Origin of the sequence: Variovorax boronicumulans (assembly GCF_040544675.1) — a bacterium.
Lineage (GTDB): Bacteria > Pseudomonadota > Gammaproteobacteria > Burkholderiales > Burkholderiaceae_C > Variovorax > Variovorax boronicumulans_D.
The window spans coordinates 513,349-536,698 of sequence record NZ_JBEPKK010000003.1 but is presented as its reverse complement, the minus strand read 5'-3'; the positions used below and the strand labels follow the sequence as shown (position 1 = coordinate 536,698).

Sequence of the window (23,350 nt, the reverse complement as noted above, 5' to 3'; positions counted from 1 at the left end):
ACCAGGAGACATGATGAAGCAACAAGCGACGGGGGCGGATGCATTCGCGCCCTTTCAGAAGGCACTTTCAGAGGGATGGACCCAGGCGCTGGCGTCGTTCCGGCAGTCCGCCACCCAGGGAGGCACCGCCTTCGATGTCGGCGGCACGCCGCTGTGGCAGATGCCGCAGGGCGCCCAAATGCCCGACATGCCCAGGATCGCCATCGACCCTGAAAAGCTTCAATCGATCCAGCAGCAGTATGTGGCCGAGGCCACGGCGCTATGGGGCCAGGGCTTCCAGGCCAGGCCCGAGGGCGACAAGCGCTTTGCCTCCGACGCCTGGGGCAGCAACCCGCTCGCGGCCTTCTCGGCTGCCGTTTATCTTCTGAACGGCCGCACCATGCTGAACATGGCCGAGGCCATCGAGGCCGATGAAAAGACCAAGTCGCGCCTGCGCTTTGCGGTCGAGCAATGGATGGCTGCTTCGTCGCCGAGCAACTCGCTGGCCTTCAACGCCGAGGCGCAGAAGAAAGCCATCGATTCGCAGGGCGAGAGCATCGCCAAGGGCATCCAGAACCTGCTGCACGACGTGAAGCAGGGCCATCTGAGCATGACCGACGAAAGCGCCTTCGAAGTGGGGCGCAACGTCGCCACCACCGAAGGCGCGGTGGTGTTCGAGAACGAATATTTCCAGCTGCTCGAATACAAGCCGCTCACGGCCAAGGTGTACGAGCGGCCTTTCCTGCTCGTGCCCCCGTGCATCAACAAGTTCTACATCCTCGACCTGCAGCCCGAGAACTCGCTGATCCGCTATGCGAACGACCAGGGCCACCGCGTGTTCGTGGTGAGCTGGCGCAACCCCGACGAGTCGCTCGCCAAGGCCACCTGGGACGACTACATCGAGAACGCAGCCATCAAGGCGATCCACACGGTGCAGGAGATCACGGCCAGCAAGCAGATCAATGCACTGGGCTTCTGCGTGGGCGGCACCATCCTGAGCACCGCGCTGGCCGTGCTCGCGGCGCGCGGCGAGAAGCCGGTGGCCTCTGTGACGCTGCTCACCACATTCCTCGACTTCAGCGACACCGGCATCCTGGACATCTTCGTGGACGAGCAGATGGTCGCCTACCGCGAAATGCAACTGGGCAAGGGCGGCCTGCTGCCCGGTGGCGACCTGGCTTCGACCTTCAGCTTTTTGCGACCCAACGACTTGGTGTGGAATTACGTGGTCGGCAACTACCTCAAGGGCGAAACGCCGCCGCCCTTCGACCTGCTTTACTGGAACAGCGACGCCACCAACCTGCCGGGCCCGTTCTACACCTGGTACCTGCGCAACACCTACCACGAGAACAAGCTCGCCAAGCCGAATGCGCTCACGGTTTGCGGCCAGAAGATCGACCTGGGCCGCATCGACATCCCGGCCTACATCTACGGCTCGCGCGAAGACCACATCGTGCCCATCGGCGGCGCCTATGCGTCCACGCAGCTGCTGCCGGGCAAGAAGCGCTTTGTCATGGGCGCCTCGGGCCACATCGCCGGCGTGATCAATCCGCCCGCCAAGAACAAGCGCAGCCACTGGATCCGCGAAGACGGCAAGTTCCCGAAGACGCAGGCCGAATGGCTGACCGGTGCGAAGGAGCATCCCGGCAGCTGGTGGACCGACTGGGCACAATGGCTCAAGGGCCACGCGGGCAAGCAGGTTGCCGCACCCAAGGCCTACGGCAACGGAAAGACCTACAAGGCCATCGAGCCCGCGCCGGGCCGCTACGTCAAGGCAAGGGCATAACATGGCTCGCCCCCAGGCTTGCCCACTTCGTGTGGCCTCCAACCCCCTTCCGGGGGCAACACCAGCGGCCCGGCAAAGCCGGTTCCGCGGTGTTCCCGGCCTGAGGCTCTTGCGTGGCGTCATTCGCGCCTGAAGCCGGCAGAAGATTTTTTATTCAGTCACCTCAACGGAGAACTCCATGGAAGACATCGTCATCGTTTCGGCCGCACGCACGCCGGTGGGCAAGTTCGGCGGCTCGCTCGCAGGCATTTCGGCCACCGAGCTGGGCGCCCTTGTGATCAAGGAAGTGCTGGCACGCGCCAACCTCACGGCCGACCAGGTCGGCGAGGCCATCATGGGCCAGGTGCTGGCGGCCGGTGCCGGCCAGAACCCCGCGCGCCAGGCATGGCTCAAGGGCGGCGGCGCCAAGGAAACCCCGGCGCTCACCATCAACGCCGTGTGCGGCTCGGGCCTGAAGGCCGTGATGCTCGCGGCACAGTCCGTAGCCACCGGCGACAGCGAAATCGTGATCGCCGGCGGGCAAGAGAACATGAGCATGGCGCCGCACGTGCTGCCCAACTCGCGCAACGGCCAGCGCATGGGCGACTGGAAGCTGGTCGACACCATGATCGTGGACGGCCTGTGGGACGTCTACAACCAGTACCACATGGGCATCACCGCCGAGAACGTGGCCAAGAAGTACAACATCGACCGCGCCGCGCAGGACGAACTGGCACTCGGCAGCCAGACCAAGGCCGCGGCCGCGCAGGACGCCGGCAAGTTCAAGGACGAGATCGTTCCCGTGAGCATTCCGCAGAAGAAGGGCGACCCGATCATCTTCAGCCAGGACGAGTTCATCAACCGCAAGACAAATGCCGAAGGCCTGGCCGGCCTGCGCCCCGCCTTCGACAAGGCGGGCGGCGTGACCGCGGGCAATGCCTCGGGCTTGAACGACGGCGCCGCCGCCGTGATGGTGATGACGGCCAAGAAGGCGGCCGCACTCGGCCTGAAGCCGCTGGGTCGCATCGCGAGCTATGCCACCGCCGGCCTCGATCCGGCCATCATGGGCATGGGCCCGGTGCCCGCATCGACCAAGGCGCTGCAACGCGCCGGCTGGAAGGCCGCCGACCTCGACCTGCTCGAGATCAACGAAGCCTTCGCGGCACAGGCCTGCGCGGTGAACCGCGAAATGGGCTGGGATGTGAACAAGGTCAACGTGAACGGCGGTGCCATTGCCATCGGCCATCCGATCGGCGCGTCGGGCTGCCGCATCCTGGTGACGCTGCTGCACGAAATGCAGCGCCAGAACGCCAAGAAGGGCATCGCCTCGCTGTGCATCGGCGGCGGCATGGGCGTCGCGCTCACTATCGAGCGCTGATCGCAGGCGCGCCGTCTTTGCCGCTCAGCGCGACATCGACGGCCGCTCGCCCATTGCAGCACGCCAGCGCACGAGCTCGGGGTGTTGTTCCCCGGGTTTGACCCGCACGATGCGCGCGAAATCCACCGCCACCACGGCGGTGATGTCGGCCAGGCTGAAGCGGTCGGTGGCGATGAACTCGCGGCCGGCCAGCCGCTCGTTCAGCGTCTCGAAGAAATGCTGCACACGCGCGAGCCCTCGCTGCGCCAGTTCCGGAATCTGCGCATAGTTCACAGGGCCGGGCAAGGCCCGGTCGGCCATGGCCGGTGAGCCGTTGCGCAGCGTTTCGGCAATGGCCAGCAAACCCTCAAACTCGATGCGCCAGTTCCAGCTGGCGATTTCCGCCTTTTCGGCGGGCGTGCGGCCCATCAATGGCGGCTCGGGGTAGCGTGCCTCCAGCCAGGCCGCGATGGCGGCGTTGTCGGTGAGCAGGCCGTCTTCTTCGGTGCGCAGCGCCGGCACCGTGCATTGCGGATTGACCGCGCGGTAAGCCTCGCCCAGTTGCTCACCACGAACCAGATCGACCTGCACCGTCTCGTGGGCAATGCCCTTCTCTGCAAGCAGGATGCGCGCGCGCCGGGGACTCGGCGCCGTGGCGCAGTCATAGAGAATGATCATCGTCTGTAGCACTCCTGGGATTCATTGCATGAATGGCACGACCGCCTATACGCCGCCTACCGTCTGGTCCTGGAACAGGGAAAGCGGAGGCCGCTTCTCGAACATCAATCGTCCGATCGCGGGTGCCACCCATGAGAAGGACCTGCCGGTGGGCAAGCATCCGCTGCAACTCTATTCGCTGGCAACGCCCAACGGCGTGAAAGTGACGGTGATGCTCGAAGAACTGCTGGCGCTGGGCCATGCGGGCGCCGAGTACGACGCCTGGCTGATCCGCATCAGCGAGGGCGACCAGTTCGGCAGCGGCTTCGTGGCGGTGAACCCCAACTCCAAGATCCCCGCGCTCATGGACCGCAGCGGCGCCACGCCCATCCGCGTGTTCGAGTCCGGCGCGATCCTGCAGTACCTGGCCGAGAAGTTCGGCAACGCGTTTCTGCCGACCGAGCCGGCGGCGCGCGCCGAATGCCTGTCGTGGCTGTTCTGGCAGATGGGCAGCGCGCCTTACCTGGGCGGCGGGTTCGGGCACTTCTACGCCTATGCACCGACGAAGATCGAGTACGCCATCGATCGCTTCGCCATGGAGGTCAAGCGCCAGCTCGATGTGCTCGACCGCCGGCTGGCCGAAAGCCGCTACCTTGGCGGCGACGACTACACCATTGCCGACATCGCCGTCTGGCCCTGGTACGGCGCGCTCGCCAAGGGGCAGCTCTACGAGTCGGGCGAGTTCCTGCAGGTGAGCGAATACAAGAACGTGCTGCGCTGGAACGACGAGATCGCGCAGCGCCCCGCGGCGCAGCGCGGCCGCATGGTCAACCGCGCCTGGGGCCAGCCTGCCAGCCAGCTGCACGAGCGCCACGACGCCAGCGACTTCGACACCCGGACGCAGGACAAGGTTGGGGTGCCGGGCTGAGCGCCGCGAGGCCGAGGGCACGGGCCGCGCAGCCCGACTTGTACACCGCCTGATTTTTGAGCAATGTGTGGAATCCCTTTATAAAACAACGAGTTAAGTTCGTTTTACAAGGCTCCACATGAGTTGTCCCCAAAGTTGTGCACAGAAAATGGGGATGAGGCTGCAGGCATCAGCTTCCGGCCACAAGTAGGCGCAAGGCCTCGATAAAAAGGCTTTCAGGCCTCCGCTCCGTCCGCCGCATAGTGCCGGCACAGCGTGTCCACCAGCGCCTGCGCATACACCGGCAACGCCGCGCGGTCCCGCACCAGCAGGTAGCGCTCCCGCACGCACCACGCATCGCTGAGCTCGATCAGCGCGAGCTGCATGCTCTCCTGGTTGCGCCGCGCCGCCGACTCGGGCACCACGCCAATGCCGACGCCGCTGCCGATCATCCGGCACATCGCATCGAAGCTGCCCAGCTGGATGCGCAGCTTCTGGCGCTTGCCGAGGTTGTCGGTGATCTGCGCCAGAAAGGCCTGCAGGGTGCTGCCCTGCTGCATGCCGATGGCGTCTTCGTCCAGCGTCTCGGCGAACGAGATCCTTCGCCGCTTCGCAAAGCGATGCTTGCGCGAGGTGACGAGCACGAGCCTGTCGGTGCTGAAGTGGATCGCCTCCAGCCCCAGCGTGTCGACGCGGCCCGCGACGATGCCGATGTCGGCGTGGCCGTCGAGCACGCCGCGCGGAATCTGAGCATTCGGTTTTTCCTGAAGGTCGACGTTGATGCGCGGGTTGCGCGCCAGAAAGCCCGGCAGGATCTCGGGCAGGAAGTCGGTCACCGCGGTGGTGTTGGCGAACACGCGCAGGTGGCCGCGCAGGCCGCCGCCGTATTCGAGCAGATCGGCGCGCAGTTGCTCGGTCTGGCGCAGGACCAGCCGGGCATGGTGCAGAAAGGCTTCTCCCGGCGGCAGCAGCCGAACGCCGCGGGCCTCGCGCTGCAACAGCTGCAGGCCCGACTGCGTCTCCAGCGCCTTGATGCGCGCGCTGGCCGCGGCAAGCGACATGTGCTGCCGTTCGGCGGCCCGCGTGAGGTTGCCCAGCTCGGCGGTGGCAACGAAAAGGCGCAGGTCGGTCAGGTCGAAAAGCATGGCGCATCGTAGCCCGAGCCTTCGGAATTTCAGAAGCCTGAGTTCCGAAATCGCAGATTGCGCGCGCGCGCCCGGCGGACCACGATGCGGCCATGGAGACAAAGACAATGAAATTCCGCGCGATCGCGCTTCTTTCGCTCGCTGCAGCCACGCTGATCGCAGCAGGCCCCGCAGCCGCGCAGCCTTATCCCTCGCGCCCCATCACGCTCGTCGTGCCGCAGGCGGCGGGCGGCACCAACGACATCGTCGGCCGTCTCGTCGGTCAGAAGCTGGGCGAGGTGATGAACAACGCGAGCGTGGTGGTCGACAACCGGCCCGGCGCGGGTGGCAACATCGGCACGCAGCTGGTCGCCAAGGGCCCGAAGGACGGCTACACGCTGCTCATGACCATCAGCAGCAGCCAGGCGATCAATCCGGCGCTCTACAAGAATCCGGGCTTCGATCCGGTGAAGGACTTCAAGCCCGTGGGCATCATCGGCGCGGTGCCCAACGTGCTGCTGGTCAACCAGAGCTTCCCCGCCAAGGACTTCAACGAATTCCTCAAGCTCGCACGGGCCAAGGGCGCCAACTACCAGTACGCCTCGGCCGGCAACGGCACGCTCAACCACCTGCTGGGCGAAATGCTCAACAGCATGGCGGGCATCTCGCTGCAGCATGTGCCGTACAAGGGCGTGGCGCCCGCGATCAACGATGTGCTGGGCGGCCAGCTGCCGATCGTGTTCGCGAGCCTGCCGTCGGCGCTCGCGCACATCAAGGCCGGCAAGCTGCGTGCGCTGGCGGTGAGCGGCGACAAGCGCTCGCCGGTATTGCCCGACGTGCCCACCATCGCCGAGGCGGTGCCGGGCTACAACGGCACGCTGTGGATCGGCCTGTTCGCGCCCACGGGTGTGCCCGCCGATGTGCTCGCCACCCTGCAGGACGCAACGCGCAAGGCGCTGGCCGCGAAGGACCTGCGCGACAAGCTCGACCAGCAAGGCGTCGAGATCGCGGCGCCCACCACGCCCGACCAGTTTTCAAAACTGCTGCAGGACGACATCGCCAAGTGGGCGCGGATCGTCAAGGCCTCCGGCGCTGCGGTCGATTGAAGAACCCATGAACGCCGAAAATTCCACCCCTTTGATCGATGCCGACGCGCTCGCCAAGCTCCAGGCCTGGCAAGGCCGCAGCGAGACGCTGGCCGACGACATCACCGCAGCGCCGGTCCACGCGCTCTCCGCCACGCTCGACCGCGACGATGCGCCGCCCGAAGCCGGCACGCATCTGCCCGCGCTCTGGCACTGGCTGTACTTCCTGCCGCACCACCGCCAGTCCGAGATCGGCGAGGACGGCCATGCGAAGCGCGGCGGCTTCCTGCCGCCCGTGCCGCTGCCGCGCCGCATGTGGGCGGGCGGGCGCTTGAATTGGGAAGCGGGCAATCCACTGCAGGTCGGTGACAGCATCGAGCGCACCTCGACCATCGCCTCGGTCACGCACAAGGCGGGCCGCACCGGCGAGCTGGTGTTCGTGCTCGTGCGCCACGAGGTGCGCAACGAACGCGGCCTCGCGCTGACCGAGGAGCACGACATCGTCTACCGCGCCGCCGCCGCGCCCGGCGAGAAGGCGCCGCCGCCCACGCCCGCCCCGAAGGACGCCGCCTTCAGCCGCGAGATCGTGCCCGACGACGTGCTGCTGTTCCGCTACTCGGCGCTGACCTTCAACGGCCACCGCATCCACTACGACCGGCGCTATGTGACCGAGGTCGAGGGCTATCCGGGCCTGATCGTCCATGGCCCGCTGATCGCGACGCTGCTGGTCGACCTGCTGCGGCGCAACGTGCCGGGCGCGCAGCTCGCGCGCTTCGAGTTCCGCGCGGTGCGGCCCACTTTCGATATCGCACCGTTCCGCGTGCATGGCAAGCCGGCAGCCGATGGCAAGACCTTCGCGCTGTGGGGCGAAGACGCCGACGGCTGGCTCACGATGCAGGCCACCGCCGTGCTCGCCTGAAGCATCGAGAAAGACACACATGACAAGACCCCTGGACGGCATCACCGTCATCTCGCTCGAACACGCGATTGCCGCGCCGTTCTGCACCCGCCAGCTGGCCGACCTGGGCGCCCGCGTCATCAAGGTGGAGCGCCCTGAAGTGGGCGACTTCGCGCGCGCCTACGACGGGCGCGTGGGCGGCGAGGCCTCGCACTTCGTGTGGGTCAACCGCTCGAAGGAAAGCCTCACGCTCGACCTGAAGCAACCCGCCGCGCTCGCGGTGCTGCAGGAACTGGTGGCCGATGCCGACGTGCTGGTGCAGAACCTCGCACCCGGCGCGGCCGCGCGCATGGGGCTGGGTGCCGAAGCGCTGCAGGCGAAGCATCCGCGCCTCATCGTCTGCGACATCTCTGGCTACGGCGAAGACGGCCCGTACCGCGACAAGAAGGCCTACGACCTCTTGATCCAGAGCGAGGCTGGTTTTCTGTCGGTCACCGGCACGCCCGAAGACCCGTGCAAGTCGGGCAATTCCATCGCCGACATCGCGGCCGGCATGTACGCGTACACCGGCATCCTCGCGGCGCTGCTCCAGCGCGGAAAGACCGGCAAGGGCTCGCACATCGACGTGTCGATGCTCGAGTCGCTCGCCGAGTGGATGGGCTATCCGATGTACTACGCCTACGAAGGCGCACCGCCGCCGCCGCGCAGCGCCGCGTCGCACGCCACCATCTATCCCTACGGCCCGTTCCCCGCGGGCGACGGCGGCACGGTGATGCTGGGCCTGCAGAACGAGCGCGAGTGGCGCGCCTTCTGTGAGAAGGTGCTGCTGCAGGCGGGGCTCGCAAGCGATGCGCGCTTCGACAGCAATGCGCGGCGCAACGAACACCGCGAGGCGCTGCGCGCGATCATCGTGGAGAGCTTCGGCGCGCTGAGCACAGCGCAGGTGCTTGAGCGCCTCGATGCCGCGCAGATCGCCAATGCGCGCATGAACGACATGGCCGGCTTGTGGTCGCATCCGCAACTGCAGGCGCGCGACCGGTGGCGGCAGGTGGGCTCGCCGGCGGGCGATATTCCGGCCTTGCTGCCGGCGGGGCGCCAGAGCGCGTTCGACTACCGGATGGACGCGATTCCGGCGGTCGGCGAGCACACCGAGGCGATCCTGCGCGGACTCGGGCGGAGCGACGCGGACATCGCGGCGCTGCGCGAGGCGAGGGCGGTTTGAGCTCGCCGCTCACGCTGGCGCGCACCTTTCTGTTCGTGCCGGCCGACCGGCCCGAGCGCCATGCGCGGGCGCTGGCTACAGGCACGGGCGGTGTCATCGTCGACCTGGAAGACGCGGTCGCGCCTGAGCGCAAGGTCTCGGCGCGCGAAGGGCTCGCGGTCTCGTTCGCCGCATTGCCCGATGCGGGCCGCCGGCGCCTACTGGTTCGCATCAACGCCAGCGGCACTCCGTGGCATGACGACGACCGCACTGCGGTGGCTGCGCTGGTTGCTCAAGGGCTGATCGCGGGCGTGGTGCTGCCCAAGGCCGAGCGTGCCGACGATCTGCGCCTGTTGGCTGAGGCCGTCGGCCCGGATGGCCTGCTCGTGCCGCTCATCGAATCGGCGGTGGGCCTTGCAGCAGTGTATGAACTCGCCGCGGCGCCGCAGGTGCTCCGGCTCGCTTTCGGCAATCTGGATTTCCAGGCCGACGTCGGCCTCGCCTGCGATGCGGACGAAGCCGAACTGGTGCCGGTGCGATTGGCACTGCTGCTGGCCACGCGCCGCGCGGGCCTGTCCGCTCCCATCGACGGCGTGACAGCCGACTGGCGCAACGCGCAACGCCTGGCCGCGGACACTGCGCGCGCGCGCCGCGGCGGCTTCGGCGCCAAGTTGTGCATCCACCCCGACCAGGTCGCCCCGGTGCACGCCGCGCTCGGCCCCAGCACCGATGAGCTCGCATGGGCGCGTCGGGTGATCGATGCGATCCGGTCAGCCGGCGGCGGCGTGGTCAGCCTCGATGGCCGCATGGTCGATGCGCCGGTGGTGCGCCTGGCCGAGCGCCTGCTCGCGCTCGATGCGCAGTCGCCGCCCTGATTCCGAACGAAGAAGACAGATCCAACAACCCCAGGAGACAAAGAAATGAACCCGAAGAACAACTGGAAAACGCGAACTCTGCTGGCCGTATCGCTGGGCGCAAGCCTCGCGGCCATGCAGTCGCCCGCCGCCGCGCAGTCGCCATGGCCCGACAAACCCATCACCATGGTCGTGCCGTACTCGGCCGGCGGCCCCACCGACGTGGTGGCGCGCATGCTGGCCATTCCCATGGGCAAGTCGCTCGGGCAGACGGTGATCGTGGAAAACACCGTGGGCGCCGGCGGCACCATCGCGCCGGCGCGCGTGGCCAAGGCGGCGCCCAACGGCTACACCATCCTCATCCATCACATGGGCATGGCGACCGCGCCCGCGCTCTATAAAAAGCTCAACTACGACCCGCTCAAGGACTTCGAATACATCGGCCAGGTGATGGACGTGCCGATGACGCTGCTCTCGCGCAAGGACTTTCCGGCCAACAACTTTCAGGAGCTGCTGAGCTACGTGAAGGCCAACAGGGACAAGGTCACGCTCGCCAATGCGGGGGTGGGCGCGGTGTCGCAGCTGTGCGGCCTGCTCTTCATGAACCAGATCGGCGTGCAGCTGACGACCGTGCCCTACAAGGGCGCCGGCCCCGCGCTGAACGACCTCATGGGCGGGCAGGTCGACCTGCTGTGCGACCAGACCACGCAGACCGCACCGGTCATCAAGGACGGCAACCGCGTGAAGGTGTTCGGCGTGACCACGCCGCAGCGGCTGTCGAGCATGCCGAACATCCCCACGCTCGACGAGCAGGGGCTCAAGGGCTTCGACGTGAAGGTGTGGCACGGCGTGTACGCGCCCAAGGGCACGCCGCCGGCGGTGGTGGCCAGGCTCAACACCGCCCTGCGCGCCGCGCTGCAGGACGACATGGTGAAGGCGCGCTTTGCCGAACTGAGCACCGAGGCCGCGCCGATGGACAAGGTCACGCCCGAGGGCCTGCGCACGCACCTGGCGGCGGAGATCGACAAGTGGGGCAAGGTGATCCGCGCTGCGGGGGTGCAGGCGGATTGAACCCCCGGCTCTTCACCAGCCCTTCAGCGCTCCCGTGCCGCCGCGAATCTGCGCGGCCAGGTGTGCGGCAAGCAGGGCGCCGGCTTCCGTCAGCGACGGTGCGCGATGCAGGCGGATGTCCGCCTGCGGAAGCCGGGGCATGCCGTCGTCCTTCGACAGCGCGCGCAGCCCCTTCGGAAAGGTGCCGGCCTTGAACACGCTCACGGCCAGCCCTTGTGCCACCACCGCTTCGACGGCCGCGCTGCTGTGGCTGACGAACGCCAGCCGCCAGGGGCGGTGGGCCTTGTCCAGCGCGGCCATCGCCCATTCGCGGAACAGGCAGCCCGAGGGGTAGAGCGCGACCGGCAAAGGGTCCAGCCCGTCGATCATGTGGTCGGGTGCGGCCGCCCAGACCGCTTGCTCGTGCCGCAGGAAATCGCCGCCGCCCTGGCCCTTGGGATGCATGGCAATCACGAGGTCGAAATCTTCACCGAGGCGGCCGGTCATCTTCGCGGTGAGCCCGGTCTCCATGCTCACTTGGATGCGGGGGTAGCGCTGGCCGAAGGCTGCGAGCAGTGCCGGCACGATGGCGGTGCCGAAGTCGTCCATGACCCCCAGCCGCACCTGGCCTTCGTTCTGGTGCTCGCGGATCCGGCCGAGCGCTTCGTCGTTCAGGGCCAGGATGCGATGCGCATAGCCCAGCAGGGCTTCGCCGGCAGGCTTCAGAGCGACCTGGGAGGTGGTTCTTGCAAACAGCGGGGTGCCTAGCAGTTCTTCCAGGCGCTTGACCTGCATGCTCACCGCGGATTGGGTGCGGTTCAACTGCGTGGCCGCGCGAGTGAATGAGCGCTGCTCGGCGACGGTGATGAAGGTTTTCAGGAGTTCGGGGTCAAGCATGGGGCAGTCCATCGAGATCGGTGATGAAGTTCATCAAGCTTATTCCATTGCCTTATCAAAAACCTGTATCTAGCATCTACTGACCAACCAGACACAAGGACGTCGGTGAGTGCACTTCTTTCGGGCTTGCTGGCCGCCATCGTGTCGAGCGCCATGGGCGGCGTGGCCGTTGGCGCAACACGCTTCGTCGCGGGCGCGATCGATCCGCTGGCGCTGGGATCGCTGCGCTTCGGCATCGGCTTCGTTCTGCTGCTGCCTGTTGCCATGGTCATGCGGCAGAACTGGCCGCGGCGGCGAGTGGTGCCGAAGGTCGTCGCGCTCGGGCTGCTGTTCTTCTGCGCGTTTCCCACGTTGTTCAACCTCTCGCTGCATTTCACGACGGCCGCACGCGGTGCGCTCGCGCTGTCGACCCTGCCGCTGCTCACGATGGCGATAGCGGCGCTGCTCGGGATCGAGCGGCTCACGGCGCGCAAATCGGTCGGTGTCCTGGTAGCGATGGGCGGTGTGGGCATGGCGCTGATCTCGGGCCTTGCGGCGGCTCCGCCCGGTGCATGGCGCGGTGATCTCACGATGCTCGGGGCGGCCCTGTGCATGGCGTTCTACAGCGTATGGTCCCGGCCCGTGATTCGGGAGTGCGGTCCGATGCCGTTCACGCTGGCGGCCATGGGCAGCGGTGCCCTGTGTCTGATAGCGGTCAGCACATGGCGCGGCGGCTATGCGCCGATGGCGCAGTTCGATAGCGCACAGTGGATGGCTATCGCCTATCTCGGGGTATTCGGCGGCGCGGTCGGCTTCTTCCTGTGGTCGTATGCACTCTCCAGGACGACGCCGACGCTGGTGGCGCTGTCGGTCACCATCAATCCGATCGCGGCCGCTTTCGCGGGATGGGCGCTGATGAACGAGCCTGTGCGGTGGAGCCTGGTCTTCGGGCTGGTGATGGTGTTTGCGGGCATCGTCATCTCAAGCACATCGCGACGCTTCGCGCCCGAGGGGCGACGGGGTCAGGCGGAGGTGTCTTGAGTCCGCAGCGTCTCGTCGAACAGCGCAAGGAGCTGCCGCGCGAACACGTCCATGTTCGCCGGGCGGTCCGTGTCGCCGGTCTCGAGGGTCCGGCTCGCCGTGACCGCGCCGGCAACGGCGACGCACACATGCCCGGGCGCGTCGCCGTACGGGCTGCCCGAAGGCCCGGCCGCGCCGCTTTCGCAGATTCCCCATGTCGCGCGATGGCTGTCGCGGATGCGGGCTGCGATGAATCGGGCATAGGGCTCGGTTTCGCCGCGCATGTCGCCGATGTCTTCGCGCGTCAGCCCCAGCAGCGCCTTGCCGGCACGCCGCGAATAGACGACCGCGCCGCCGAGAAAGAAGGCCGACGCACCGGGAATCGCGAGCAGGGCGGCCGATACCAGTCCACCGGCCGAAGACTCGGCAACCGCCACGGTCTGCCGCCGTTCGCGCAGCGTCGCGCCGACGCGGGCGGCGAGCACGGACAGCGGCTCCAACTCGGGCGAAGGTGTAGCAGCGCTCACACCGTCTTTCGCAGCGTGCCGCCCGGCCGCCGCACATACGCCGGCGCGCGCTCGTGGCTTGCCGTGCTGCCGTACACCGTGTCCGCGGGGTAGTACTCGGCCTGCAGTTGCACCTTGGCGGCGGCTTCGTCGCCCGCGGTATGGGCGATGAAGGCGAGCATCAGGTCGGTGCCGGCCGAGACGCCCGCCGAAGTCCACACGTCGCCGTCCTGCACGAAGCGCTCTTCGACCACCTTCACGTCGCCGAGCGCACGCAGGCGATCGAGTGAACCCCAGTGCGTGGTCGCGGTCTTGCCCGAGAGCAGGCCCGCGGCGTGCAGCACGAAGGCGCCGGTGCAGACCGACAGCAGCGCCTTGCAGCCCGGCGCCTGCGCGGCAAGGAATTGCAGCATCGCGGGGTTGTCGACCTCGCGCCGGGTGCCCATGCCGCCGGGCACCAGCAGCCAGTCCAGGCGCGGGCACTCGGCAAAAGAGACATGCGGGTTGATCGAAAGACCCTTGGCGCAGGTCACCGGCCCGGGCTTTTCCGCGACGATCAGGCAGTTCTGCGGTCCTGCGGCAATCTTGCTCCACATGGTGAGCATTTCCCAGGGGCCGACGAAGTCGAGTTCCTCGACCTCGGGGAATACGATGATCCCGAAATTCATACTTTCGAACTCCTTGGTGGCAACGCGGGGCAAAGCACACAGGCTGTGGCGCCCACGGCGAGCATATAGAGGTTGCATCCGCAGGCGCGCCGTGACAGCTGGTTGCAAGCTTGGCTCAGTGTTTTCCTCAGAGGTCGATGGCGTGAAAATCGCTAGAGTGAAGGCGGCCGTTCAGGCTTTTGCCAAGCAAACATCAAGGAAATTTATGAGCAAGAAAGTTGCATATGTCACCGGAGGCATGGGTGGCATCGGAACAGCCATCTGCCAGCGTCTGCACAGAGACGGATTCACCGTGGTCGCCGGTTGCGGCCCCACGCGCGACCACGCCAAATGGCTGGCCGAACAGAAGGCCGAAGGCTTCGAGTTCCACGCTTCGGTGGGCAACGTCGGCGACTGGCAATCCACCGTCGAGGCATTCTCGGCCGCCAAGGCAGCGCACGGCCCCATCGACGTGCTGGTGAACAACGCGGGCATCACGCGCGACCGCATGTTCCTCAAGATGACGCCCGAGGACTGGAGCGCGGTCATCGAGACCAACCTCAACAGCATGTTCAACGTCACCAAGCAGGTGGTGGGCGACATGGTCGAAAAGGGCTGGGGCCGCATCATCAACATCAGCTCGGTCAACGGCGCCAAGGGCCAGGCGGGCCAGACCAACTACTCGGCCGCCAAGGCCGGCATGCACGGCTTCACGATGGCGCTGGCGCAGGAGCTGGCGAACAAGGGCGTGACGGTCAACACCGTGAGCCCGGGCTACATCGGCACCGACATGGTCAAGGCGATCCGCCAGGAAGTGCTCGACAAGATCGTGGCCACCATCCCGGTCAAGCGCCTGGGCGAGCCGAGCGAAATCGCCTCGATCATCTCGTGGCTCGCAACCGACGAGGGCGGCTACTCCACGGGGGCCGATTTCTCGGTCAACGGCGGCCTTCACATGCACTGAGCATGCTGACTGCAACCTGATTCGAAAGACCCGCTTCGGCGGGTTTTTTCATTTCTGCGATGTGGCTTCTACGAATGGAAAACGCCTGATACCAGCCCTACAGTTCTCAACCCTCCGGAGGCAAGTCATGGAACACACAACAAACACACCCGCCAGAAAGCTCCCGCTCTACCGCTCCCTCTACGTGCAGGTGATCACCGCGGTGATCATCGGCGTACTTCTGGGCTACTTCTACCCCTCGGTCGGGGAGTCGATGAAACCGCTGGGCGACGGTTTCATCAAGCTCATCAAGATGATCATTGCGCCCATCATCTTCTGCACGGTGGTGGTGGGCATCGCCGGCATGGAAGACATGAAGAAGGTCGGCAAGACCGGCGGCCTGGCGCTCCTGTACTTCGAGGTCGTGAGCACCATCGCGCTCCTGGTCGGCCTGGTGCTGGTCAATGTGCTCAAGCCCGGCGCGGGCATGAACATCGACCCGGCCACGCTCGACACCAAGGCCATTGCCGCGTACACCGGCCCGGGCAAGATGACCGGCACGGTCGACTTCATCCTGAACGTCATCCCCAACACGGTGGTGGACGCCTTCGCCAAGGGCGAAATCCTGCAGGTGCTGCTGATCGCGGTGATGTTCGGTTTTGCGCTGCACAAGTTCGGCGGACGCGGCACGCTGGTGTTCGACGTGATCGAGAAGGGCTCGCACGTGCTTTTCGGCATGGTCAACTACATCATGAAGCTTGCGCCCATCGGCGCCTTCGGCGCCATGGCCTTCACCATCGGCAAGTACGGCGTGGGCAGCCTGTTCTCGCTGGGCAAGCTGATGGGCACGTTCTACCTGACGTGCCTGTTGTTCATCTTCGTGGTGCTGGGGCTCATTGCGCGGTTCCACGGCTTCAGCATCTGGAAGTTCATCAAGTACATCAAGGAAGAACTCCTGATCGTGCTGGGCACCTCCTCCAGCGAATCGGTGCTGCCGCGCATGATGGAAAAGATGGAGAACCTGGGCGCCAAGAAGACCTGCGTGGGCCTGGTCATTCCGACGGGCTACTCGTTCAACCTGGACGGCACCTCGATCTACCTGACGATGGCGGCGGTGTTCATCGCGCAGGCGACCAACACGCCGATGACCTTCATGCAGGAGGTCACGCTGCTGGCGGTGCTGCTGCTCACCTCCAAGGGCGCGGCCGGCGTCACGGGCAGCGGCTTCATCGTGCTGGCGGCCACGCTGTCGGCGGTGGGGCATGTGCCGGTGGCGGGGCTTGCGCTCATCCTGGGCATCGACCGCTTCATGTCGGAGGCGCGCGCGCTCACCAATCTCATCGGCAACGGCGTTGCCACCATCGTGGTGGCCAAGTGGACCAACGAGCTGGACACCGAGCGGCTGCAGGCCGGGCTCAACAACGAGAGCTGGGTGGAGTCGCAGGAGCCCGAGGTGCTGGAAGCCGCGCGCGACAGCAAGATGGCCGGCTGAGGCCCGCCCAACCCGGCAGCCGGTTCGCGCGGCAGGCAGGCACATCGCCAGGCCCGCTGCGAACGGCCGCCCGGAAGGCCGTGTGAAACAAAGGACGGGCATCGTTCCTGCAAAATGCAGCGATGCCCCATAGCGTCTCGCTCATCAACACAGTCGCCGCTGGCCTGGGGCTGGCGCTGGTGTTCGGCTTCCTCGCGGCCCGGCTGAAGCTGCCGGCGCTGGTGGGCTACCTCCTGGCGGGCGTGATCATCGGCCCGTTTACTCCCGGCTTCGTGGCCGACGCGGGCATTGCCGCGCAGCTGTCCGAAATCGGCGTGATGCTGCTGATGTTCGGCGTGGGCCTTCATTTTTCTCTCGACGACCTCCTGGCGGTGCGCAAGATCGCGGTGCCCGGCGCGCTGGCGCAGATCGCCGTGGCCACGCTGCTGGGCGGCGGCCTCGCGCTGTGGTGGGGCTGGAGCCCCGGCGCGGCGCTGGTGTTCGGGCTGGCGTTGTCGGTGGCCAGCACGGTGGTGCTGCTGCGCGCGCTCGAGAGCCTGGGCATTCTCGATTCCTTCACCGGCCGCATCGCGGTCGGCTGGCTGGTGGTCGAAGACCTCGCCATGGTGCTGGTGCTGGTGATGCTGCCGCCGCTGGCCGGCGCGCTGGGCGGCACCCCCGACAACAACGGCGGCCCCGCCGACCCGCTGTGGCAGACGCTGGGCCTCACGCTGCTGCAGGTTGGGGGCTTCGTCGCGCTGATGCTGGTGGTGGGGCGGCGCGTGTTCCCGTGGATCCTCTGGCAGGTTGCGCGCACCGGTTCGCGCGAGCTGTTCACGCTGTGCGTGGTGGCGGCGGCGGTGAGCATCGCCTTCGCGTCGGCGGCGCTCTTCGGCGTGTCCTTTGCGCTGGGCGCCTTCTTTGCCGGCATGGTGATGCGCGAGTCGCAGTTCGCCCACCGGGCGGCGCAGGAATCCCTGCCGCTGCGCGACGCCTTCGCGGTGCTGTTCTTCGTGTCGGTGGGCATGCTGTTCGACCCCTCGGTGCTCATCGAGCGCCCGCTGCAGGTGCTGGCGGTGGTGCTTGTCATCGTGGTGGGCAAGTCGCTCGCGGCCTGCGCGCTGGTGCTGGTGTTTCGCTACCCGCTGGGCACGGCGCTCACGGTGAGCGCCAGCCTGGCGCAGATCGGCGAGTTCTCTTTCATCCTGGCGGGGCTGGGCGTGGCGCTCGGGCTGCTGCCGGTCGAGGGGCGCAGCCTGGTGCTGGCGGGCGCGCTGATCTCCATTGCAACCAATCCGCTGTGGTTCAGCCTGATCGTGCCGGTGCAGAAATGGCTGCACGCCCGTTCATCGTTCGCACGCGGGCTCGAATCGCGCGACGACCCGCTGGCCGAGCTGCCGATCAGCACCGAGGCACGGTACCTGTCCCGGCAGGTGGTGCTGGTGGGCTACGGCCGGGTCGGGCGCCGCATCGCGGCCGCGCTGGAGGCCAACGACATTCCCTACGTGGTGGCCGACCAGAACCGCGAACTGGTCGAAAAGCTGCGCGAGGCCGGTGTTGCCGCCGTGTGGGGCGATGCGGCCGACCCGGCCGTGCTGATCCAGGCGCATGTTGCGCGCGCCCGCGTGCTGGTGGTGGCCACGCCCGACGCCATGAACGTGCGCCAGATGATCGAGACCGCACGCACCCTCAACCCCGCGATTCAAACGGTGATCCGCAGCCACAACGAGCAGGAGGCCCAGTTGTTGACGCAAGAGACGGCCGTGACCGTGTTTCTCGGCGAGCATGAACTTGCGCAAGCCATGGCGCGCGACGTGGTGCAGCGCGCGGCTGCGACGGCCATGCCGGTCTGAACAAAGAATAGGGTGGCCGACGGCGCCTTCAGAGGTCTTCGATCACCAGCATCCGGTAGCGCTGCGCAATGGAGTACGGCACGGTGCGCACCACTTCCATCAGGCGGCTTGCGGCATCTTCGTCCTCGGTCTTGACCAGAAGGCCGGCATGCCCTTCGCGCGCGAGCTTGGTGTAGGCGCGCACCGTGGCACCTTCGGTGCCTGCGGAGGGCAGCGGGTTGTCGGCATCGCTCACGGTGGGGGTGATTTGCGCCAGCACCGTGGCCGGGGGAAGCAGGTAGATGTCGTCGCCGCTCACGCCGCTGTCGACGAGCTGGCGCCCGATGCGCTCCGCGTCTTCGGCGCTGGGGAACATCACCATCGAGAAGCCGGTCGGATAGAACGCCCCGCCAATCGCGGCCTGCATGCTGGAGTCAAGGGTGAAGTGCTTCATGGGTGAGGTCTCCTGGGTCCGGAAGAAGAATTTATTAGGACAACATTAGGTCGCACTTCACGAAGGCTCTGTAGGACAGGCCCGGGAGCTGTCAACCGCCCTGGGCTCCACTTCATTCAAAGTAAGCCTCCTTGCTCGCTGCCCATCTCTCTTCACCGGCCCCTCCCCATGCCCGCACCCAGAAACATCGCACTCACTGTCCACGAGCTGGAACAGGGGGAGTTCTATTGGGTGCTGATGGAGGCGGCGGCGGCCGACGGCGATGCGCTGCACCATGGCGCCCCCGACGACCAGCGCCACGTCTACGAGCCGCTGGAGGCCGCCCACGAGCCGTATGCCACCTACTCGAACGCGCTGGTGGCCGGCGTGGCGGCAATGCGGCGGCTGTGCGGCGCCGATGGCAAGGCGACCGACGAGGCCCGGTGCGCGGCCTTGCCGGCGGGGCGCTCCCTATAATCCCGCCGGTCGGGTGCGCGGGCTCTTGTAGCCGCAACACCCGCACGGTTCGAAGGTGCCCCGCATGCCACGCCAGTTGGTGGCCTCGGGGTTAAACGGGAAGCAGGTGCGCTACGTCTTCAACGACAACGCCATGCCTGCGCTGCCCCCGCAACGGTAAGCGGATCTGGAAACCCTCAAGTCGATGCCCCTCGCGGCGTCGGCAGCCACTGCGCCTCTCATGGCGTGGGAAGGCGAGGGTTTCGGCTCCGATGCGCACGCACAGTGCCATCGAAGCGCTCCGCAAGCCCGGATACCGGCCTTCGCAACCGCCTTCGGACGCTGCGGGAGTGCGGCTCCGGGCATGCCGCTTTGCCCTTGCGCGAGGCGGTCCGCCCTGTGCCGCCTCCTTCTGCGTCCTCAATCGGTCGGGAGCCTGCGGGGACGCAGGCCGGAGGGGAAAGCACATGGGGCTACAAGCATCGCCTGCGCGCGATCGCACGGGCGCGCCGCGGCAAGGGGCGCGTCTTTCGGGTCTTTCACTGGGGTTGCGTTTGGGTTTGGGTCTGGCCTTCGGGTCCACCGGTGCCCTGGCGCAGCCGGCTGAAGCGACGGACCCCGACAGACACAACAACAGCCTCGCGCCGGTCCAGGTCGAGGCCAGCCGCCACACGCCGCTGGCCATCGACGAGCCCTCGCAGACCGCCAGCCGCCTGGGCCTCACGCCGCTGGAAACCCCCGCGAGCATCGAGGTGCTGACGGGCGACACCATCCGCGCGCGCGGCGACGTGTCGGTGGTCGAGGCCGTGACCCGCGCCACCGGCATCACCGGCTCGCCCGGCCCCGGCAACGGCGGCAGCGCGCTGGCGGCGCGCGGCTTCACCGGCCACGGCTCGGTGATGCAGCTGTTCGACGGCACGCGCCTGTACGCTGGCGCGGGCACCGTCACCTTTCCGTTCGACACCTGGTCGGTCGACCGCATCGAGGTGCTGCGCGGCGCCGCGTCGGTGATGTTCGGCGAAGGCGCCATTGGCGGTGCGGTCAACGTGGTGCCCAGGAAACCCACGCGCGGTGCCATCCAGAACGAGGCGCTGGTCACCGTGGGCTCCGATGCCACGCGCCAGCTCGCCTTCGGCAGCGGCGGGGCGATCAACGACAGGCTGTCGTACCGCTTGGACATCAGCCACCGCAAGACTGACGGCTTCATGGTGCGCGGCGAAGCCGAGAGCCTGGCGGTCGGCGGCGCGGTGCGGCTGGACGTGTCGCCGCGGCTGCAGTTCACGCTCTCGCACGACGAGGGCCGCCAGGCACCGCAGCGCTACTTCGGCGTGCCGCTCATCAACGGCCGCGTGAGCAGCCTGAACCGCGAGCAGAACTACAACCTCGACGACGCGGAGATCAAGTACCGCGACCGCTGGACCCGCCTCGACGCGCAGTGGACGCCCACCGACGCCGTCACCGTGCGCAGCCAGCTCTATCGCCTGGACAGCAAGCGCCATTGGCGCAACAGCGAGACCTACAGCTACAACGCCGCCACGCGCCGCGTGACGCGCGGCGACTACCTGGAAATCGGCCACGACCAGGAGCAGATCGGCAACCGCACCGACGCCACCTTCAGGCATTCGCTGTTCGGCCTGAAGAACCAGGTGCTGGTGGGCTTCGACGCGAACCGCATCGATTTCCTGCACACCAACGATTCGCCGTACGGCGGCCGTTCGGTGGTCGACCCCTTCGTCTTCAACCCCGGCGTCTACACCTCGCCGGTGGCCTACACGCCGCGCTACACCACCCAGACCAGCACCTACGCCTTCTTCGCCGAAAACAAGCTGGCATTCAACGCGCAGTGGTCGGTGGTGGGCAGCCTGCGCTGGGACCACGCGAAGATTGCGCGCGCCGATCTGCTGAATGCGGCCAACAACTTCCAGAAGACCTTTGTCTATGGCACGGGCCGGCTGGGCGTGGTGTACGCGCCGGATGCATCGCAGTCTTTCTATGCGCAGGTGGCGCGGGCCGCCGATCCGCTGGGCTCGCTGGCCACCACGACGGTGGCGCAGGCGGCCTTCGAGCTGAGCACCGGCAAGCAGGTCGAGATCGGCTACAAGCGCCAGCTGGCCGAGGGCCGCGGCGCATGGACCGTGGCGGCCTACCGCATCGAGAAGAGCAAGCTGCTCTCGCGCGATGCGAACGACCCCACCGTGAGCCAGCAGGTCGGCCGGCAGTCGTCCGAGGGCATCGAGGCCACGCTCGACCTGGCGCTGAGTTCCACGCTCAGGCTCGAAGCCAACGTCGCCAAGCTGCGTGCGCGCTATGACGACTTCAACGAGCTGGTCGGCGGCCGCCTGGTTTCGCGCAACGGCAACACGCCCTTCGGCGTGCCCGAGGAGGCCGCCAACCTCTGGCTTCACTGGCGCTTTCTGCCGCAGTGGGAAGCCGAGTTCGGCGTGCGCTACGTCGGCCCGCGCCAGGTCGATGCGGCCAACTCGCGCAGGATCGGCTCGTACACCGTGGCCGACGCGGGCCTGAGCTGGCAGGCCAACCCTTCGCTCAAGCTGGCCTTCCGCGCCTACAACCTGGCCAACCGCATCTACCCGGTGTCGTTCTCCAACAGCGGCAACCAGTGGCTGCTGGGGCGGCCAAGGTCGGTCGAGTTGTCGGCGTTGGTGAGCTTCTGACTGGCACCGCTCCATGACCACCGCATGGCGCCGCGCCTGGCCCCGCATCCGCCCCTGGCTCTACTGGACGCACCGGTGGCTGGGCATCGGCGGCTGCCTGCTGTTCGTCATGTGGTTCGTCTCGGGCGTGGTGATGATGTACGTGGGGTATCCCAACCTCACAGACCCGGAGCGGCTTGCCGGGCTCGGCCCGGTGCGTTTCGAACAGACGGTGGTCACGCCTTCCCAGGCGCTTGCCGCGCTGCCCGAGGCACTGCGCGCGCAGCCGCCGCGGCGCATGGCGCTGGAGATGCAGGGCGGCGGCGCCGAGCCGTTCCCGGTGTGGCGCATCGTCGATGCGCGCGGCGGCCGGCATGCGGTGTCCGCGCGCGATGGCCGATTGCTCGGTGGCGTCGACGCGGCGCAGGCCGAAGCCATCGCCCGCGATGTCTCGGGCCAGCCCGGCGCGCGCTGGGCCGAAACGCTCGAGCGCGACCAGTGGACCGTGCCGCAGGGCCTCGACCCGATGCGCCCGCTGCACCGCATCGAGATCGGCGACGCGGCCGGCACCGAGCTCTACGTGTCCTCGCGCACCGGCGAAGTGGTGCGCGACACCCACCGCGCCGAGCGCTTCTGGAACTGGCTGGGCTCGGTGCCGCACTGGATCTACTTCACGCCGATCCGTGCCGATCCGCCGCTGTGGCACGACGTGGTGGTGTACCTCTCGGCGGCCAGCATCGTCTCGGCGGTGACGGGCATCGTCATCGGCGTCCTGCGCATCCGGCTGCGCGGGCGCTATCGCCACGGCGCGGTCACGCCGTACACCGGCTGGATGGCCTGGCACCACATCGCGGGGCTGGTGGGCGGCTTCTTCCTGCTGACCTGGATCGTGAGCGGCTGGCTTTCGATGAACCCGAACGGCTGGTTCCAGCGCGGCACTGGCGATGCGGCGGCGATGGCGCGCTACGCCGGTGCCGGTGCCTCGCCGTTCCCGTGGCCTCCCGCGCAAGGGCCGGCGGGCGAGGGCGCCGCAGCACCCCGCGAGGCGCTGCTGATGTGGTTCGACGGCAAGCCGCTGCTGCAACTGCGCGATGCGCAGGCCCGCGTGCGCGTGGTGGAGGCCGCCTCCGGCACGCCGGCGGTGATCGGCCGCGAAGACATCGTGCGCGCCGCAACACGCCTGCGTCCCGGTGTCCACGTGATTCGAACCACGCTGCAGGCGCGCGAAGACTTCCATTGGTACGGCCACCACCGCGCGCGCACCGTGCCCGTCTGGCGGCTCGAATTCGACGATGCCGCGCGCAGCTGGATCTACATCGATCCCGCGAGCGGGCAGGTTGCCGGAAGCAACGACAGCAATTCGCGCCTGCGCCGCTGGCTCTTCAACGCCGCGCACAGCCTGGACTTTCCGTGGCTCATCCAGCACCGGCCGGCCTGGGACATCGTCGTGTGGCTGCTGTCGATCGTCGGCACGGTCGCCTCGGCCAGCGGCGTGGTGATCGGCTGGCGCCGGCTGCGGCGCAAGCGTCGGCCGGCGCCGGCCAGAGGAGTGCAGCGCACGCTCCAGCGTTCATGACAAGGGCTTGCGCGAGCCGGCCCATCCCCCAACAATCAACTTTCGCACTGCGGTGCATTTCA

At 67.4% G+C, this 23,350-nt stretch carries 21 protein-coding genes and 1 riboswitch; of the genes, 15 read left to right on the top strand and 6 right to left on the bottom strand.

Features of this window, described 5'->3' with window-relative positions:
- The first annotated feature begins 13 nt into the window (after positions 1 to 13).
- Both phaC and ABIC90_RS08490 read left to right on the top strand, forming a co-directional pair.
- Positions 14 to 1,765 (top strand): class I poly(R)-hydroxyalkanoic acid synthase, encoded by a 1,752-nt coding sequence (gene phaC, locus ABIC90_RS08495; protein ID WP_354353676.1) that lies wholly within the window; start codon positions 14 to 16, stop codon positions 1,763 to 1,765.
- Between the two features lie 178 nt (positions 1,766 to 1,943).
- On the top strand, positions 1,944 to 3,122 hold the full coding sequence (locus tag ABIC90_RS08490; protein WP_354353643.1) for an acetyl-CoA C-acetyltransferase: 1,179 nt from the start codon (positions 1,944 to 1,946) through the stop codon (positions 3,120 to 3,122).
- 24 nt (positions 3,123 to 3,146) lie between these two features.
- Here the strand turns inward: ABIC90_RS08490 and ABIC90_RS08485 are convergent, their stop codons facing one another.
- Positions 3,147 to 3,779, bottom strand: coding sequence for a glutathione S-transferase family protein (locus tag ABIC90_RS08485; protein WP_354353642.1), 633 nt, complete (start codon positions 3,777 to 3,779; stop codon positions 3,147 to 3,149).
- A 28-nt stretch (positions 3,780 to 3,807) separates the two neighbouring features.
- Here ABIC90_RS08485 and yghU point away from each other — a divergent pair, with 28 nt between their 5' ends.
- Entirely contained in the window at positions 3,808 to 4,686 is an 879-nt protein-coding gene (yghU, locus tag ABIC90_RS08480; protein ID WP_354353641.1) for a glutathione-dependent disulfide-bond oxidoreductase, read from the top strand.
- Positions 4,687 to 4,901: 215 nt separating this feature from the next.
- Here yghU and ABIC90_RS08475 read toward each other — a convergent pair whose 3' ends face one another.
- Positions 4,902 to 5,810 (bottom strand): LysR family transcriptional regulator, encoded by a 909-nt coding sequence (locus ABIC90_RS08475; RefSeq protein WP_354353640.1) that lies wholly within the window; start codon positions 5,808 to 5,810, stop codon positions 4,902 to 4,904.
- Between the two features lie 107 nt (positions 5,811 to 5,917).
- On the opposite strand from ABIC90_RS08475, the gene ABIC90_RS08470 reads away from it, so the two are divergent.
- From ABIC90_RS08470 to ABIC90_RS08450, 5 genes are read left to right on the top strand one after another with little or no spacing between them, the layout of a single operon-like run.
- Positions 5,918 to 6,895 carry a tripartite tricarboxylate transporter substrate binding protein gene (locus tag ABIC90_RS08470; RefSeq protein ID WP_354353639.1) on the top strand — a complete coding sequence of 326 codons (978 nt, stop codon included), beginning with the start codon at positions 5,918 to 5,920 and terminating at the stop codon, positions 6,893 to 6,895.
- Positions 6,896 to 6,902: 7 nt separating this feature from the next.
- The gene (locus tag ABIC90_RS08465; RefSeq protein ID WP_354353638.1) at positions 6,903 to 7,793 is read left to right on the top strand and encodes an FAS1-like dehydratase domain-containing protein; all 891 of its coding nucleotides are present in this window, start codon (positions 6,903 to 6,905) and stop codon (positions 7,791 to 7,793) included.
- A gap of 19 nt (positions 7,794 to 7,812) precedes the next feature.
- Complete coding sequence (locus ABIC90_RS08460) at positions 7,813 to 8,994, top strand: CaiB/BaiF CoA transferase family protein (RefSeq protein ID WP_354353637.1); 1,182 nt, start codon at positions 7,813 to 7,815, stop codon at positions 8,992 to 8,994.
- On the top strand, positions 8,991 to 9,848 hold the full coding sequence (locus tag ABIC90_RS08455) for an HpcH/HpaI aldolase/citrate lyase family protein (RefSeq protein ID WP_354353636.1): 858 nt from the start codon (positions 8,991 to 8,993) through the stop codon (positions 9,846 to 9,848). The genes ABIC90_RS08460 and ABIC90_RS08455 overlap by 4 nt, the downstream gene beginning before the upstream one ends.
- A 45-nt stretch (positions 9,849 to 9,893) precedes the next feature.
- Positions 9,894 to 10,898, top strand: a complete 1,005-nt coding sequence (locus tag ABIC90_RS08450; protein ID WP_354353634.1) for a tripartite tricarboxylate transporter substrate-binding protein — start codon at positions 9,894 to 9,896, stop codon at positions 10,896 to 10,898.
- Positions 10,899 to 10,910: 12 nt separating this feature from the next.
- Here ABIC90_RS08450 and ABIC90_RS08445 read toward each other — a convergent pair whose 3' ends face one another.
- A complete protein-coding gene (locus ABIC90_RS08445) occupies positions 10,911 to 11,774 on the bottom strand; it encodes a LysR substrate-binding domain-containing protein (RefSeq protein WP_354353633.1) in 864 nt (287 codons plus the stop codon).
- A gap of 105 nt (positions 11,775 to 11,879) precedes the next feature.
- On the opposite strand from ABIC90_RS08445, the gene ABIC90_RS08440 reads away from it, so the two are divergent.
- Complete coding sequence (locus ABIC90_RS08440; RefSeq protein WP_354353632.1) at positions 11,880 to 12,794, top strand: DMT family transporter; 915 nt, start codon at positions 11,880 to 11,882, stop codon at positions 12,792 to 12,794.
- Here the strand turns inward: ABIC90_RS08440 and ABIC90_RS08435 are convergent.
- Together ABIC90_RS08435 and ABIC90_RS08430 are read right to left on the bottom strand one after the other, a co-directional pair.
- Positions 12,776 to 13,300, bottom strand: coding sequence for a CinA family protein (locus tag ABIC90_RS08435; RefSeq protein WP_354353631.1), 525 nt, complete (start codon positions 13,298 to 13,300; stop codon positions 12,776 to 12,778). The two genes, ABIC90_RS08440 and ABIC90_RS08435, sit on opposite strands and share 19 nt — an antisense overlap.
- On the bottom strand, positions 13,297 to 13,947 hold the full coding sequence (locus ABIC90_RS08430) for a DJ-1/PfpI family protein (protein WP_354353630.1): 651 nt from the start codon (positions 13,945 to 13,947) through the stop codon (positions 13,297 to 13,299). The genes ABIC90_RS08435 and ABIC90_RS08430 overlap by 4 nt, the downstream gene beginning before the upstream one ends.
- A gap of 205 nt (positions 13,948 to 14,152) precedes the next feature.
- Between ABIC90_RS08430 and phbB the strand changes: the two genes are divergently transcribed.
- From phbB to ybaL, 3 genes are all read left to right on the top strand, one after another.
- Entirely contained in the window at positions 14,153 to 14,890 is a 738-nt protein-coding gene (gene phbB / locus ABIC90_RS08425) for an acetoacetyl-CoA reductase (RefSeq protein ID WP_013542260.1), read from the top strand.
- Positions 14,891 to 15,017: 127 nt separating this feature from the next.
- Positions 15,018 to 16,361 carry a dicarboxylate/amino acid:cation symporter gene (locus tag ABIC90_RS08420; protein WP_354353629.1) on the top strand — a complete coding sequence of 448 codons (1,344 nt, stop codon included), beginning with the start codon at positions 15,018 to 15,020 and terminating at the stop codon, positions 16,359 to 16,361.
- 122 nt (positions 16,362 to 16,483) lie between these two features.
- Positions 16,484 to 18,193 (top strand): YbaL family putative K(+) efflux transporter, encoded by a 1,710-nt coding sequence (ybaL, locus tag ABIC90_RS08415; protein ID WP_354353628.1) that lies wholly within the window; start codon positions 16,484 to 16,486, stop codon positions 18,191 to 18,193.
- 28 nt (positions 18,194 to 18,221) lie between these two features.
- On the opposite strand, the gene ABIC90_RS08410 is transcribed toward ybaL, so the two are convergent.
- Positions 18,222 to 18,626, bottom strand: a complete 405-nt coding sequence (locus ABIC90_RS08410; protein ID WP_354353627.1) for a hypothetical protein — start codon at positions 18,624 to 18,626, stop codon at positions 18,222 to 18,224.
- Between the two features lie 168 nt (positions 18,627 to 18,794).
- Here ABIC90_RS08410 and ABIC90_RS08405 point away from each other — a divergent pair, with 168 nt between their 5' ends.
- The 3 genes from ABIC90_RS08405 (at position 18,795) to ABIC90_RS08395 (ending at position 23,288) form a co-directional block, all read left to right on the top strand.
- The gene (locus ABIC90_RS08405; protein ID WP_354353626.1) at positions 18,795 to 19,082 is read left to right on the top strand and encodes a hypothetical protein; all 288 of its coding nucleotides are present in this window, start codon (positions 18,795 to 18,797) and stop codon (positions 19,080 to 19,082) included.
- A gap of 37 nt (positions 19,083 to 19,119) precedes the next feature.
- Positions 19,120 to 19,400: riboswitch (cobalamin riboswitch) on the top strand.
- A 128-nt stretch (positions 19,401 to 19,528) separates the two neighbouring features.
- On the top strand, positions 19,529 to 21,733 hold the full coding sequence (locus tag ABIC90_RS08400; RefSeq protein WP_436318177.1) for a TonB-dependent receptor: 2,205 nt from the start codon (positions 19,529 to 19,531) through the stop codon (positions 21,731 to 21,733).
- A 13-nt stretch (positions 21,734 to 21,746) separates the two neighbouring features.
- Entirely contained in the window at positions 21,747 to 23,288 is a 1,542-nt protein-coding gene (locus tag ABIC90_RS08395; protein WP_354353624.1) for a PepSY domain-containing protein, read from the top strand.
- Positions 23,289 to 23,350: the final 62 nt, after the last annotated feature.